Origin of the sequence: Cloacibacterium sp. Arc13 (genome assembly GCF_041431305.1) — a bacterium.
GTDB lineage: Bacteria > Bacteroidota > Bacteroidia > Flavobacteriales > Weeksellaceae > Cloacibacterium > Cloacibacterium caeni_B.
On the sequence record NZ_JASMRM010000001.1, the window covers coordinates 200,899 to 214,864 of the forward strand.

Genomic DNA, 13,966 nt, shown 5'->3' on the forward strand with positions numbered 1-13,966 from the left:
AATGATGCTTATGAATTACAATGAACTCTATGAAATTTTAAAAGAAAACTTTGAAAAAGAAGGAAATTTCAAAATAATTGAAGACCTAAATGTAACGATAGAAACCATTCATTTTCATTCTAAAAAAGCAGATTTACTCAATGGTTCTTTTTATACCACATCCTGCGAAAAACACCTAACACATTTCAAAGAAAGCAATGAAAAACAAACGCTTTACGGTTTTTCCAGTATTGATGTAAAAGATTTTGACATCGAAAGAAATAAACATTTCGACTATTATATTCTCAAAAGAGCAGATGTAGAAATCGCCGAAGGAACGCTCATTTTTTTCCATGGATTGAACGAGAAAAAGTGGGATAAATATTTACCTTGGGCTTATGAATTGGCTCAAAAAACCAAAAAAGCCATCATTCTTTTCCCGATTGCATTTCACATGAACAGAGCCGAAGAAATCTGGAGTGACAGACGTGCAATGGTAGAAGTAGCACAGTTTAGAAAGAAAAATTATCCCGAAAACACCAATTGTTCATTTGTAAATGCAGCCATTAGTTCACGGTTAGAAGCGCATCCTCAGAGAATTTTTTGGTCTGGTTTTCAGACGTATTCAGATGTTATTCAAGTGGTGAAAGATATTAGAAATCAGAAGATTAAAAGTATTTCAACGGAAACTTCTATTGATTTATTTGGCTATTCTATTGGTTCATTTTTGTCGATGATTCTAAAAATGGCAGACCCTGAAGGAATTTTTGAAAATTCTAAATTATTCTGTTTTTGTGGCGGAATGACGATTGACAGAATGTTCCCGATTTCTAAATACATTATGGATGCAAGAGCTGCCATAAAAATGCAAACCGTTTTTGCAGAATTGTTAAGCTCTGATTTTCAGTCAGATGAAAGATTAGGTCATTTTCAAGACGAGAAATTACATCCACAGGAAAGTTGGTTCAAAATGATGTTGAGATACAATTATTTCCAAAAAGAAAGAGAAGACAGAATTAAAAAACTGCATCATCAAATTAAACTCTATGTCCTTGAAAAAGATGAAGTTGCACCACCTATGGAAGCGCTCAATACTTTGCAAGGCGGTTACAGAAATATAAAAACTGAGGTAGAAATTCAGGATTTTCCTTATGAATATTCGCACATGGTTCCGTTTCCTTTAACCAATAAAATTCAGAAAGAGGTTACGGAAGCTTTTCAGCATTTTATCAATTCTGCGAGTGAGTTTTATAAGGGTTGATTTGGTCCAAAACAGTCTTTAAAACTAAAATATAGAATTATTAAAGCTAATCCTCCAAAGATTATTTGGTCTATTAAAACATCATAGCGATATTTGGGAAGTTGATGTTCTGGATAATCAATTTCCCAAACCTTTGTATTAGCAAATTTTGTTAAAATTTCTGGAGTTATTGGGATTCTTTCTACGCTATCATAAGGAGGTTTAAAGAATATTTTTCCAATTGAAAAGTTATTGCTAATTTCTTCTTCATTATGAAAATACCATAAATAGTTATTAAAATTGACATTATATTTTTTGTGATAGCTTCCAAGAAATTCATCCATATCATCACCATAAATCCCTAAAGAAAAAATATCAGTGTCAGGAAAAATATTATCTTCTTTTAAGAAATCTTTTGTAAAATCTACAATTTCTTCTATAGTAATCATTTTCAATTTTGCACTTTCAATTTTCAATTACTTCACCAACCAATCTTTAAAATCTTTCACACGTTCTCTGCTAACTGTAATTTCTTCGGCTGGTTGCGCTTGTAATTCTACTTTATAATTCGGTGAAGTATGAATGTTTTTGATACAATCTGAACTGATGATAAACTGTCTGTTTACACGGAAAAACGTTTTTTCATTCAAAACTTCTTCCAATTCATCTAAGGTAAAATCTGTCGGAAAACTGCGTTCTAAAGTCTGTGCATAAACAATTTTGTTTTCAGAATAAAAACAGCAAATTTCTTCAGTTTTGATGACCTTCAAATTATATCCAATTTTCACTAGAATTCTAGATAATTTCGGTTGATTTTCTTTGATTAAAGATTTCATTTCCAAAGCGTTGTGTGTTTCTTCTGAAGGCAAAAAACTTTTGAATTTTTCAATTGCTTTGGCTAAATCTTCTTCTGAAATTGGCTTGAGAAGATAATCTATGGAATTGAGTTTGAAGGCTTTTAAGGTATATTGATCAAAAGCAGTAGTGTAAATGATGAAACTTTTGGTAGGAACTTTCTCAAAAATATCAAAAGACAAACCATCACCCAAAACGATGTCTGAAAATATCAGTTTCGGATGTTCGTTTTTACTGAACCAATCTACAGCGTCTTCCACAGAATGGAGCGTTGCAACCAATTGTAAATCAGTAAAATTGCTTAATAATCTTTCGAGTTTTCTCGCGGCTGGTTTTTCGTCTTCTATAATTACTACTTTCATATTTTCAATTCAAAGTTCAAGGTAAAGTTTGGTTTTCTAATGTCATTCTGAGTGAAGTGAAACGGAATGAAGAATCTATTTTTAAGAATAATTTCATCTCCAAATTAGCTCATTTTTTCAAATTTTCAAATTTCTATTTCTTTCCATCAATTCACGTATTTTCTTTTCTTCCCAGTTTTTTCCGAGGATAAAATTAGGCAAGAAAACGGATAAACCATGAGCAAAAAGTCCAATTCCCCAAAGTCCGATTCCCCAGAATTGATTCTGCTTGAAAAACGTTTCAAAAGAATCGTATTTTATGGATGTAGACAGAATTAAAAACAAGTTGACCAAAACATAAACCAAAGCGTGAATATAGAAACCTTTGATTTCTTTCACCCTTTTTCTGGCTCTTTCGTATTGAATATTTTTATCGTTTATAGGTTCCATTTTTTTAATTTTTTTGTTTGTATTTCTCCATTAATTCTTTGGTTTTTCTTTCTTCCCAATTTCTGAAATAAGGTGTGAATAAATAAATTCCGTAACCCAAAAGAAAAATTCCCCATAAGATAACTATCCAAACGCTGTAATTTCTAGAAATATTAAGAAGATTCCCGTCATAATTTCGGCTAACTATGAAATAACCCACTGCTAAATATCCCAAAACCATGTAATAATACGTTCTGATGTCTTTTACTCTTTTTTGAGCTTTTTTGTAAGCAATTTCGTTGAATTTATCTTGATTTTTCATAATTATTTCCATTTTCTGGCGTTTTCTTCTTCTTTTTCCATGTATTTTTTGATTTGGCGTTCTTCCCAATCTGTTCCGATTCCGAAAGTCTTAATTCCGTGAGAAATTACACCGATTCCCCAACCTAACATTGGCCACCAAAACCAATGATATTTAGGCGAAGTTTGGAAATTAATAAAAATTAAAAATGGAATAAAAATGCAGTAAGAAATTAAGTTTCCGTAGAAACCTTTGAGTTCTTCTACTCGTTTTGCGGCTTTTTCGTAAGCCAATTGTTCTTGTGATGGAGTATATGGATTCATAGGGTTCATTTTTTCTGTTAAAATAGGGAGTTTCACACGGAAGAAAGCTTCAGATTTTTCTACGAAGACATTTCTTTCGGTTAATAAATTATATCTCGAAACAATGTTTGCCAAACCTACTCCTGTAGATTTATTCGGCAATTCTCTGGTTTGCAAATTATTTTCGATGATGAGGTTTCCTTTTTCTGTAAATATTTTGATATTCAATGGTTTAGATGAGGTGGCAAAATTGTGTTTAATAGAATTTTCGAGCAAAAGTTGCAAAGAAAGTGGTACTACAAAACCTTTTTTGTCTTCCTCTGAAATGTTGAAATCAAAGGTTACAGCATCTTCAAATCTGGTTTTCAACAGTTCGCAATAGGTTTTGGCAAAATCTATTTCTTCTTCCACCGAAACCAGTTCCTTGTCTTTTTGTTCCAAAACATAGCGATAAATCTTCGACATAGAATTGGTAAAACGTTGCGCTTGAATAGGATTTTCTTCAATTAAAGAGTCTAAAACGTTCAGAGAATTGAATAAAAAATGCGGGTCTAATTGATTTTTTAAACTTTCAAATTGCGCATTGGCAGATTTGGCGATGAGTTTTTGTTCTACTACTTCTTTTTTGGTAGAGTTTTTCCACGCCGCCATAAAACCTCGAGCGTGACCAATTGCCGAAATCATAATCGCAAAATTGATGAAAAACCAATTGATGAAGTTCATCTCACCGGTGAAGAATTTTTCTGGATTTTTGCCTTGTATAACAATGAAATTCAAATAATTACAAAAATAAACCAGTGCAATATTCATCACCAAAGTTCCTACAATCGCCGCGATGGTTCTTTTGCGGGTTTCCTCTGTCCACGAGAATTTAGAATCTAGATAATCGTTTAAAAAACCGTTTCCTAAACCTATGAAAAACGTGTACATTCCAGAAATAAGGAAAGTAACAGAGTATCTTTCGAATGTTTTTTCTCCACCATCGATTAAGAAGATAAAAAGACTTACAATAATATTGATGTAGAGTAGGTTAAGCGCCGCTTTTTTGATTACCTCGAGTTTCATTTTCTAAAAATAATATTTTAAAATTATTTTTCGTTTAAAATTTCTTGGATTTTTCTTTCTTCCCAGTTTCTGCCTAAAAACAGCTCACCACCAAAAACCGATAAACCATGAGCCAATAAGCCGAAACCCCAGAAAAAAGCCGTGTAATAATTATCCATGTCATTAAAACCTTTTCCGTCTGCAATTGCATTAGAGAAAATAATAAATACGTTTACCAGTACGAAAACCAAAGCGTGCGTGTAAAAACCTTTGATTCTTTTTACGTGCTTTCTAGCGTTTTCTAGTTTCTGTTCTTGTGTAGTTTTGTACGTTTCCATAGTGTTTGAATTTTAAAAATTAATATTTTGTGATTGGGTTAAATTTCTTGATGTAAAGGTAGTTTTATAAGAGGCGCTTTCAAATTTTAGTTGACTGAACCGTCATTTTTGTATACTGAAATGTAAAAAAGAGGTTGGTTTTTTAGTTAAAGAAAACTATAGAAAATAAAAACCACGAAATTTCCGTGGTTTTTAAAGCAGTTTTTTTTGAAAACTATTTCGCTTGAGCAATAAAATAATTCGCTTCACCTTGTCCCCAATTTGGGTCAAGAGACGATTTTATTTTGTAAGTTTTGAACTGTTCTAAAGCTTTCTTAAAAAGTTCAATTCCTTTCGTTTTGCTTCCGCCGAATTGTTCTGGAGTGAAATATAAATCTTCGGCTTCCATAATTGTAATTCTAGGATTTTCTGGATCTAATTTTTTAGCGTCAGCAAGAGCATTTTGAGCAGCGAGACCTTCAGTCTGGTATCTTTCCATAGGGTTTACCATCATTTTAAGTCCGTGATTCATTTTTTTCAAAATATAGATTTCTGCATTATTCGGAGAAAGTGCTTCTGCTTTGTCAATGTAATTTTGAGCTTCTTTTGCCACTTCGTCTAGTTGTGCAATTTGGTTTTGTTGCATCAGTGTTCTTCCTTTTTTTAGAATAGAAAAAGCAGCGTAATAATACGGTTGCCAAAGTGTTTTTTCTTTGTCTCCAATTCTTGCAAAATCATTGGCTTGAGCAGTGTAATCATCTGGATTAGGTTTTGGCATTTCGATGGTTTGAACTTTCGGCATCATGGCTTTTTCGTAAGCAGTTTGTGCAAAAGTGTAAGTGGTAGATAGGCTAATCGCAAGCGTAAGAATGGTTTTTTGTAAAGTTTTCATATGTAATATTTTTTAGTTGTTTCAATTTTATGGTTCAAAGATATTTTGAAAGAAATTTTCTAGAAATTTTAGTTCACCGAACTGTAGTTTTTCTTGACTGAATGGTTTGTATGGTCAATTTTGGACTTAATTCTATAAGTTATTATTAATGGCTTCTTGAGTTCTGTCTGTCCCGAAACTGATGAATGCACCGATGAAAACAAAAGTATTGGTAGGAGGAACGATGGCTCTAGATTTCAATCCATTGCTCGAAAAATTGTATCCAAATTCATTTTTAGTTCCTAGAACGTTATTGATAGAAAGCACCAAAACAGTAAAAGCTCTCGCATCTTTTTTGCCTAAATTCGGTAAATAATTAAGGCTGAAATTCACCGCTTGATAATCTTTTACAAAGCCTTGATTTTTGAGAACAGTATTGCCATTTTCGGTCACGAAATTGTAATATGGTCTTCCAGAATTATAATTGTAAGAAATATTAAATCCTGTTTTCCAATTGGTTACAAATTTTTTAGCCACCACAGAAAGTGTATGTTTTGCCGCGAAATTGGGGAATAGACTTTCGGTGTAATTCAGGTAATCTCTTTTAGAATCTAGGTAAGAATAAGACACCCAATAATCTATATTTTTCAAAGATTTTTTATCTCGCCAAAATAATTCTACACCTTTTGCATATCCACTTCCGTTATTATTTACAGCGATAGGTCTGTAAAAATCTGTGGTGGTTTTTATTAAATCTTGATATTTTTTGTAATACGTTTCCAATCTCAAACTTCTTCCATCTGCTGCTCTTTGAACTTGAAAAATATAATGGTCAGCTCTTTGATAATTGGGTTGATAATTTTCGGTGAAAAATCTACTTTCAGGATTTTGGAAGAAAGTTCCGTAAGCTAATGAACTCGTCCAATCTTTAGAAATTCTGTAAGCCATGGCAAATCTTGGCGAAAAATTCCAACGGTTGATCGAAGAAGAGTTTTCTGCTCTTGCTCCTATTTTTAAAGATAAATCATTGCTGATTCCCAAATCGGTTTCCGCGAAAAGTGATGTGATATCATCTCTAAATTCATAATTTTTTTGAGCGATGGAAACCCAAGTTTCTTCTTTGGTTGTATTCAGTTCTATTCCTGCTCTTATTGCCGAAATTTTAAATAATTTTCTCTCCATCAATGCTTTGGCGTTGAAATAATTGCCTTTAGAATCTATATCATTATTGAATGGAGAACTTCCGTTTTGGTCTACATTAGAAAAATGAAGAATATTTTGATTATAAGTATATGAACTCCCAAGATTCAAAGTATATCTCCCAAATTTTTCTTTGTAAGAAAGCGAGTGAAATGTATTTTTCCCGTTTTGATTGATTTTATCAGAAGAAGTTTCGTCGTCTAAATTGGGAGAAGAAAGCTTCATAGAACTGGTGTCATAACTTCCGTAATATTTGATAAAACCGCCTCTTGACGTTTTAATTCTGAAGTTTCCATTGCCACCGAAACTGTTAGGTGCTTTTTCGAAATCGGTATTGAATTTTAGAATTTTCTTCATGAGTTCTAGGTTAGAATAGCCTAAAGAAATTCCGTAAGAATGTGTTTTTTCTTGATTAACTCGCTGAATTCCACCACTTGCAAAAATGGGAGAAATCCCAAAATCCGCAGCATTTCTCTCTGGTAAATCGATACTTTCCAAAGCTAAAACTCCAGATAAAGCTTGTCCGTAAACTGCAGAATAACCTCCACTGGAAAATACATTTCCTTTAAAAAGTGAAGTATTCAATCTATCCATCGCTTTAATTCCGGGTACAGAATTTCCGAAATAATTATTGACCAAATTTCCATCCATAAAGAATTTGGTTTCCGTTCCGGTTCCTCCTCTCACGAAAAGACCTTCTGATTCTCCCACTTTTTGAACTCCAGGTAAGGTTTCTAGCGCCGATGAAATTTGACCATTTGCTCCAGCTGTTGTGTAGACGTCAATGGGCGTCAATAGAGTAGTGGCGCGTTTTTTATCGCTGGCTTCTATACTTCCCGCAGAAATGATTACTGCATCTATTTCGCTCACCGATTCTTTTAGTTCAGCATTTAGAATAAGGTTTTTGTCTTCAATTTGAATAGATTTTTCGATTTCTATAAATTTAGGATGAGAGAAAATCAAGGTTTGGCTTCCTTTTTCAGAAGTTTCAAACTTATAATTTCCTGTTTCATCTGTTGTAGCGCCATCATAAGTATCTTTCAGCGTTACAGAAACATCTTTCAGCGGTTTGTTATTTCTTCCTAAAACTTTTCCAGAAATGGTAATTTGAGCAATTAAGGTAAAAGTAAACACAAAGGTAAAGAGTAATGTAAAAATGCGAGTTTTCATAATTCTGTTTTTGATGAAGCAAAGGTATCTCTGCTCATTTCCGAAAAGAAATAAGTTTTACTGAACCGTAAAAAATAGAAACTGAACCGTAGAAAATTACAAAATAGGAATGCAGAAATCTACCAAACACTTTTTCTCAGGGTGTTCTTGGTAATCATTATGGTAAATTTCATAAGGACATTCTTTTCTGAACTTGTGTCCGTTTTCGTTCATCCAAAGGAAAAGTGCGTTCCAAGCAGTTTCGAATTCGGGAAGCGTAATTTCTTGTCGAGAAACGATATATTTCCCTTTTGGCAAAATTTCTAGAAAAACTTCGCCTTCATTTTTGATGGCTTCTTCTAGCAACATTCCTGCGTGAATTCTCACTTTATTGGGAGCACTAACTTTGAAACTATCGTGATAAACGGTAATCATTTTCACATTTTCTCTAGGGAAAATATTTTTAGAAATTGCCCAAGAAATAAGGGTGTTGTAAGCATTTCCTATATTTTGTATACCAATGCTTAATACTGATGCAATCTGCATTTCTGGCATTTCTTTTATTTGGATATTGGCTTTATTTTCCATAAAAAATTTCATTTGTTCTAGTTGGTAAAGATATTGCTCGAAAACGACTTCTTTTTGTCCGATATTGCTGATAATGGTTTGAATTTTCTTAAAATTTTCTGGCGAATTTTTTCTAAAAGCAGCAGGAGAAATCCCAAAGTGCTTTTTGAAGGTTTTGCCAAAAGTAGAATGACTATTGTATCCTATTTCCAAGAAAATCTCTTCTAAAGATTTATCTTTTTTCAAAGAAAGCATCATGGCAGCTTTTTCCATGCGTTTTCTGGTGATGTAACTTAGCAAAGTTTCACTGGTAACCGCGCGAAAAATTCTATGAAAATGAAAAGGCGAGTAGTAGCCCATTTCTGCGAGTTTTTCCAGAGGAAGTTCATCGTCCAGATGTTGGTCAATGTAATCTAAAACCTTTCTAATTCTTGCAAGATGTTCTTGTGAAGTCAACCGATTATTTTTTACAAATATAGAACTAAAAACCACAGCGCAATGGTCTATTCTTGCTCTTATAAAATGCAAAAAACTCGAAGACGAATCCTCGAGTTTTCTGTTACAAAAGTTTAATATGAAGGGAATTTTATTTTTTCGCTTTTTCTGGAGTGTAGATTTCTACGGTATTATTGCTTGCGTTGTAGAAATCTTTAATTGATTTTTCTTGATCACTCATCATTTCACCCATCGTTTTATCATTTCCTGGCATTTTCATCGCTTTCATTTCTGGAGTGATTTGTGCTCTTATTGATGCAAAAGGATCTTTTTTATATTCCTCAAAAGAAGATTCAAATTTATCTCTGTTGATAATCGTTACCTCATTTCTCGCACCGAATTGTGCCGATAGTTTTTCGCTGTAAGAAAGTTCTTCAAATTCTTTTAGCGGTTTATTCGCTGTTAAAACCCAAGAGAAATTTTTATCAGCATCTTCTATTTTTACGATTAATCCTGGTAAACCAGAGAATTTATACGGACCATCTGGGAAAGGAATAGATTCTGTAAACCAAGCCGTCCATTTTCTTCCACCAAATTCTGTGGTAGCTTTTTGAGCTTCGTATTCGCCTATTTTTTGTTTATCGTTTGATATTTTCCAGTTGAATTTTGGCTCTTCATTATATCCAAAAACAGAATTCAGCATTCTTTCGCTAAAGTTTACCTTCATGGTAGGATATTCTTTAGTGATTTTATAAGCAAATTTTGGCATTTGGAAAGACTTTGATAAATCTTTGAAAACACCTGCTTTTTGCATTTTTTCAACTTCAATTTTTAGAACAGAATCCTGTGAAACCGTCAAGTAATCTCTATAAAGTGATTTTTTATCGGTTACGTCTAGAATCATTACTGTTTTTTGTAAAGAGTCTATTCCTTTTTTGGGTTTAAAGGTTAATTCATAAAAAAATCTATTAGCAGACTGTGCATTTGCAAGAACTACTAAAAACAATAAAGCAAAGCTTAAAGATTTATACCATTTCATTTTTTAAATTTTATTAATTAGTAAGGGATTTTTTACTTTGTTACAAAAATTTATGAAAAAAATTACTCTTAATGCTTTAAAACTATTTTTTTATGATTTTAAAATCCACATTTACAGATAATTTATATTTTTGTTTAAAATTTAAGACAAATGAGATTCTTTAGAGCGCCTATTTTAGGAATATTTGCAATGATGCTTTTCGTTATCAGTTGTAAAAAATCAGACATTGCTTTGCCAAAATCCGAAGCCAATATAGACAGCATTGCTTCTAAATATTATGAAGGTTACCTGAAAATGTTTCCTCTGGAAGCTACTATGCAAGGCGATAATAGATATAATGACCAATTGCCAAATGCGATCAGTCAGGATTTTATTTCTAAAGAAATCGGTTTCTATACCGAAACTCAAAAAAAGTTGCAAACTCTTGATTATGAATCTCTTTCGGATAAAGACAAAACCGTTTATGATGTTTTAGATTTTACCTTAAAAGATAAGATTGAAAAGTATGCGTATCATCCAGAACTGATGCCTTTTAACCAATTTGAAGGTTTGCCATTAGATTTTCCCTTGTTAGGAAGTGGAGATGGAAATCAACCGTTTAAAACGACTAAAGATTATGATAATTTCTTGAAAAGAATAGATGCCTTTGCCGTTTGGATGAATACTGCCGAAAAGAATTTCAGAGATGGAATGAAACAAAATGTGATGCTTCCAAAAAAACTGGTGGTGAAAATGATTCCTCAAATGAGAGGTGAAGAGATTATTTCTGAAAATTTTGATAAAAATATTTTCTACGGCCCTATCAAAAAAATTCCAGCCAATTTTTCTGCTGCAGATAAACAAAAGTACACCGTACTTTATCAAAACGCCATCAAAACGCAAATTATTCCTGCTTACAAAAGAATGGGTGATTTTCTAGAAAAAGAATATTTGCCAAAAGCGAGAAATACAGATGGAATTAACGCTATTCCAAATGGAAGCAATATTTATACTTATCTCGCAAAATCTTGGACTACCACTAATCTTACTCCCGATGAAATCAATAAAATTGGGTTGAGAGAAGTAGCCATGTTAAGAGCAGAAATGGAGAAAGTAAAAACTCAATTAGGTTTTAAAGGAACACTCGAACAATTTTTGGTAAGTCTAAAAACGGATAAAAAAGCAATGCCTTATAAAACGCCAGAAGAAGTAATTGCCGCGTTTAATGGGATTTTAAAGAAAATTGAACCTAAGCTTCCAACGATGTTTAGTCAATCTCCTAAAACGCCGTTTGAAATAAGAAGAACCGAAAAATTTAGAGAAGCAAGTGCAAGTGCAGAATACAAACCAGGTTCTGCAGACGGAAGCAGACCAGGAATTTTTTATACGCCTATTCCAGATGCTACTCAATATAATGTAACCAATGGTTTTGAATCTTTATTCCTACACGAAGCTATTCCGGGACATCATTATCAAGTTTCGCTTCAACAGGAAAATATGGAAATTCCTAAATTCATGAGATTTGGTTGGTTCGGAGCTTATGGAGAAGGTTGGGCGCACTATACCGAAACTTTAGGGCCAGAGTTTGGTTTGTACACCGATCCTTATCAAAAAATGGGTTATTTAAGTGATCAAATGTTACGTGCAGTTCGATTGGTGGTAGATACAGGAATTCACACAGGGAAAATGACCAGAGAAGAAGCGATTCAATATTATCTGAACAATATTTCTGATTCTGAAGAAGGTGCAACCGCAGCAATTGAGCGTTATATGGCGATTCCGGGACAAGCATTAGGTTACAAAATCGGTTCGCTTAAATTTTTAGAATTAAGAGCTAAATATCAAAAAGAACTTGGTAAGAAATTTAGTTTGGCTAAATTCCATGATGAAATTCTGAACCAAGGATGTCTTCCATTATCCGTTTTAGAAAGAAAGATGGAACTTTGGGCAAAGAAACAGTAAGATGACTTCCAAAGAAATTTTTTCAGGGCAAATTTTAGAATTTGTAGATATTTCCGTTGAAGAATTAGAGAAATTTTTCAATTCTTTTGAGAAAAGAAAATTAAAAAAAGGCGAATTTTTTATAGAAGAAAATACTTATTGTAAAGAAATTGGCTTTATTGTAAAGGGGTTCTTTAATTCATTTATTTTACAGGTAGATGGTACAGAAAAAACCGTTTGTTTCAATCTAGAAAAAGGTTTTTTGACTTCTTATGAAAGTTTCATGAATGATAAAAGATCAGATATTTCTATAAAAGCACTTGAAGATTCTGAAATTTTGGTGCTTAAGAAAAAAGATTATGTTCATTTAATTTCTCAAAACCCAAAATTAGAAAAACTTACCCTAAAGATTTTAGAACAAAGTCTTGAAGAAAAGTTGAAATATGTTTCTTTTTTGAACGAGATTAAAGCAAAAGATAAAATAAAAAAGTTTAAAACTATTCAACCAAATGTTTACAAAAGACTTACACAAGAACAACTTGCTGCTTTTCTAGGAATTACGAGAAGAACGGTTTCCCAAATCATCAATAATGAAGAATTTTGAGAAATTTTTCTCAAAATGAAAGGAAACATTCTAATTACTTTTGCCAAAAAAATTATGAATTTAATTGCAAAAGAAGTTTATCAAATCCCGCTTTTATTTAGAAATAGCATTAATTGTTATCTAGTAGAAGGTTATGTAATAGATTCTGGTATCAAAAGTTCTTTTAATAAAATAAAAAAGAATTTATATGGAAAAGATCTAAAAGGTCATGTGATAACCCATGCTCATCCAGATCATCAAGGAAGTTCTCATTTACTGTGTAAAACTTTCGATATTCCTTTTATTTGTAGTGAAAGGGATAAAGAAAACGCAGAATCAGGAGAAGTTACCTCAGAATATCCATCAAAAAATTTAGTAGAGAGATTTCAAATGAAGTTTTGGGCAGGAACAGGATACACGGTTTCTAAAACGCTACGAGAAAATGATTATTTAGGAAGTTTCAGAGTTATAGAAACGCCAGTTCATTCTATGGGGCATATCTCTTTTTTTAGAGAAGAAGACGGAGTCCTTATTGCGGGTGATGTTGCCACAAACATGAATTTACTCACTACAATTCCTGGTTTACATCTTCCACCAAAAATGTTTACTACAAATCAAGATTTAAACGTAAAATCACTTCAGAAACTATCAGCATTAAATCCCCAAATTATTTGTTTTGGACATGGACCAATTCTTTATAATAAGGATAATATTTTCCAAAAATTTGTAGAAAAAATCTGATTATTTCTCAAAAAGCATCTTCGTGAGGTAATCTTTCTCCTGATTTCCTCTGGCTGGAGAATATTCTCTGCCGTAGAAAATGATTTGAAGGTGAAGTTTATTCCAAGTTTCTTTAGGGAAAAGTTTTTTGGCGTCATTTTCAGTTTGAACCACGTTTTTTCCTTCGGTTAATTTCCATTGTTTCATCAATCGATGAATGTGTGTATCTAGTGGAAATGCAGGCACACCAAAAGCCTGACTCATTACTACACTCGCCGTTTTATGACCTACTCCCGCTAAATTTTCTAAATCTTCAAAATTAGAAGGAACTTCGCCGTTATGTCTTTCCAGAAGTTGATTGGCCATGATTTTTAGATTTTTGGCTTTGGTGGTAGACAATCCGATTTCTTTAATCAATTCCTTGATTTCAGGTTCTTCCAATGCTGCCATTTTTTCTGGATTGGGAGCTACAGAAAACAATTTGGGAGTGACTTCGTTTACTTTTTTATCAGTAGTTTGTGCAGAAAGTGCAACTGCAACCAATAGTTCATAAGCATTTCTATGGTTCAGTGGAATAGGAACTTCGGGATAGATTTTTTCTAACTCAGTCATTACTATTTTTGCACGCTCTTTTTTAGTCATTTTCTGTAAATTTGAGCAAAAATAAGAAACTC

Annotated in this window: 15 protein-coding genes; 4 read left to right on the forward strand and 11 right to left on the reverse strand. The window is 32.7% G+C overall.

Annotation, left to right across the window (positions count from 1 at the left end; translation table 11 throughout):
• Nucleotides 1-10 precede the first annotated feature (10 nt).
• Nucleotides 11-1,240 (forward strand): DUF6051 family protein, encoded by a 1,230-nt coding sequence (locus QO190_RS00965; RefSeq protein WP_371460831.1) that lies wholly within the window; start codon nt 11-13, stop codon nt 1,238-1,240.
• Here the strand turns inward: QO190_RS00965 and QO190_RS00970 are convergent.
• The 10 genes from QO190_RS00970 to QO190_RS01015 form a co-directional block, all read right to left on the reverse strand.
• Nucleotides 1,228-1,668, reverse strand: a complete 441-nt coding sequence (locus QO190_RS00970) for a hypothetical protein (protein ID WP_371460832.1) — start codon at nt 1,666-1,668, stop codon at nt 1,228-1,230. The two genes, QO190_RS00965 and QO190_RS00970, sit on opposite strands and share 13 nt — an antisense overlap.
• Before the next feature lie 27 nt (nt 1,669-1,695).
• Nucleotides 1,696-2,436: a LytTR family DNA-binding domain-containing protein gene (locus tag QO190_RS00975; RefSeq protein ID WP_104793032.1), complete on the reverse strand. Its 741-nt coding sequence runs from the start codon at nt 2,434-2,436 to the stop codon at nt 1,696-1,698.
• A 117-nt stretch (nt 2,437-2,553) separates the two neighbouring features.
• On the reverse strand, nt 2,554-2,865 hold the full coding sequence (locus QO190_RS00980; protein ID WP_371460833.1) for a 2TM domain-containing protein: 312 nt from the start codon (nt 2,863-2,865) through the stop codon (nt 2,554-2,556).
• A 4-nt stretch (nt 2,866-2,869) separates the two neighbouring features.
• Nucleotides 2,870-3,166, reverse strand: a complete 297-nt coding sequence (locus QO190_RS00985; RefSeq protein WP_165785711.1) for a 2TM domain-containing protein — start codon at nt 3,164-3,166, stop codon at nt 2,870-2,872.
• A gap of 2 nt (nt 3,167-3,168) precedes the next feature.
• Nucleotides 3,169-4,512, reverse strand: a complete 1,344-nt coding sequence (locus tag QO190_RS00990) for a 2TM domain-containing protein (RefSeq protein WP_371460835.1) — start codon at nt 4,510-4,512, stop codon at nt 3,169-3,171.
• 23 nt (nt 4,513-4,535) lie between these two features.
• The gene (locus QO190_RS00995) at nt 4,536-4,829 is read right to left on the reverse strand and encodes a 2TM domain-containing protein (RefSeq protein WP_069799820.1); all 294 of its coding nucleotides are present in this window, start codon (nt 4,827-4,829) and stop codon (nt 4,536-4,538) included.
• A gap of 214 nt (nt 4,830-5,043) precedes the next feature.
• The gene (locus tag QO190_RS01000) at nt 5,044-5,700 is read right to left on the reverse strand and encodes a hypothetical protein (protein ID WP_371460836.1); all 657 of its coding nucleotides are present in this window, start codon (nt 5,698-5,700) and stop codon (nt 5,044-5,046) included.
• A gap of 132 nt (nt 5,701-5,832) precedes the next feature.
• Nucleotides 5,833-8,049: a TonB-dependent receptor domain-containing protein gene (locus QO190_RS01005; RefSeq protein ID WP_371460837.1), complete on the reverse strand. Its 2,217-nt coding sequence runs from the start codon at nt 8,047-8,049 to the stop codon at nt 5,833-5,835.
• Between the two features lie 96 nt (nt 8,050-8,145).
• Nucleotides 8,146-9,051: a GyrI-like domain-containing protein gene (locus tag QO190_RS01010; protein WP_371460838.1), complete on the reverse strand. Its 906-nt coding sequence runs from the start codon at nt 9,049-9,051 to the stop codon at nt 8,146-8,148.
• Between the two features lie 130 nt (nt 9,052-9,181).
• On the reverse strand, nt 9,182-10,069 hold the full coding sequence (locus QO190_RS01015) for a GLPGLI family protein (protein WP_371460839.1): 888 nt from the start codon (nt 10,067-10,069) through the stop codon (nt 9,182-9,184).
• Nucleotides 10,070-10,219: 150 nt separating this feature from the next.
• Between QO190_RS01015 and QO190_RS01020 the strand changes: the two genes are divergently transcribed.
• From QO190_RS01020 to QO190_RS01030, 3 genes are read left to right on the forward strand one after another with little or no spacing between them, the layout of a single operon-like run.
• The gene (locus QO190_RS01020; protein ID WP_371460840.1) at nt 10,220-12,010 is read left to right on the forward strand and encodes a DUF885 family protein; all 1,791 of its coding nucleotides are present in this window, start codon (nt 10,220-10,222) and stop codon (nt 12,008-12,010) included.
• A gap of 1 nt (nt 12,011) precedes the next feature.
• Nucleotides 12,012-12,593, forward strand: a complete 582-nt coding sequence (locus tag QO190_RS01025; RefSeq protein ID WP_104793041.1) for a Crp/Fnr family transcriptional regulator — start codon at nt 12,012-12,014, stop codon at nt 12,591-12,593.
• 15 nt (nt 12,594-12,608) lie between these two features.
• The gene (locus QO190_RS01030; RefSeq protein WP_371460841.1) at nt 12,609-13,313 is read left to right on the forward strand and encodes an MBL fold metallo-hydrolase; all 705 of its coding nucleotides are present in this window, start codon (nt 12,609-12,611) and stop codon (nt 13,311-13,313) included.
• On the opposite strand, the gene nth is transcribed toward QO190_RS01030, so the two are convergent.
• Nucleotides 13,314-13,934, reverse strand: a complete 621-nt coding sequence (gene nth / locus QO190_RS01035) for an endonuclease III (protein ID WP_371460843.1) — start codon at nt 13,932-13,934, stop codon at nt 13,314-13,316.
• Nucleotides 13,935-13,966: the final 32 nt, after the last annotated feature.

Bases quoted from the DNA above. Each gene is read 5' to 3' on its own strand.
- QO190_RS00975 (WP_104793032.1), bottom strand. From the start codon at position 2,436: ATGAAAGTAGTAATTATAGAAGACGAAAAACCAGCCGCGAGAAAACTC.
- QO190_RS00980 (WP_371460833.1), bottom strand. From the start codon at position 2,865: ATGGAACCTATAAACGATAAAAATATTCAATACGAAAGAGCCAGAAAA.
- QO190_RS01025 (WP_104793041.1), top strand. From the start codon at position 12,012: ATGACTTCCAAAGAAATTTTTTCAGGGCAAATTTTAGAATTTGTAGAT.
- QO190_RS00990 (WP_371460835.1), bottom strand. From the start codon at position 4,512: ATGAAACTCGAGGTAATCAAAAAAGCGGCGCTTAACCTACTCTACATC.
- QO190_RS01020 (WP_371460840.1), top strand. From the start codon at position 10,220: ATGAGATTCTTTAGAGCGCCTATTTTAGGAATATTTGCAATGATGCTT.
- QO190_RS00985 (WP_165785711.1), bottom strand. From the start codon at position 3,166: ATGAAAAATCAAGATAAATTCAACGAAATTGCTTACAAAAAAGCTCAA.
- QO190_RS01030 (WP_371460841.1), top strand. From the start codon at position 12,609: ATGAAAGGAAACATTCTAATTACTTTTGCCAAAAAAATTATGAATTTA.
- QO190_RS01000 (WP_371460836.1), bottom strand. From the start codon at position 5,700: ATGAAAACTTTACAAAAAACCATTCTTACGCTTGCGATTAGCCTATCT.
- QO190_RS00970 (WP_371460832.1), bottom strand. From the start codon at position 1,668: ATGATTACTATAGAAGAAATTGTAGATTTTACAAAAGATTTCTTAAAA.
- QO190_RS01015 (WP_371460839.1), bottom strand. From the start codon at position 10,069: ATGAAATGGTATAAATCTTTAAGCTTTGCTTTATTGTTTTTAGTAGTT.
- QO190_RS00965 (WP_371460831.1), top strand. From the start codon at position 11: ATGAATTACAATGAACTCTATGAAATTTTAAAAGAAAACTTTGAAAAA.
- nth (WP_371460843.1), bottom strand. From the start codon at position 13,934: ATGACTAAAAAAGAGCGTGCAAAAATAGTAATGACTGAGTTAGAAAAA.
- QO190_RS00995 (WP_069799820.1), bottom strand. From the start codon at position 4,829: ATGGAAACGTACAAAACTACACAAGAACAGAAACTAGAAAACGCTAGA.
- QO190_RS01005 (WP_371460837.1), bottom strand. From the start codon at position 8,049: ATGAAAACTCGCATTTTTACATTACTCTTTACCTTTGTGTTTACTTTT.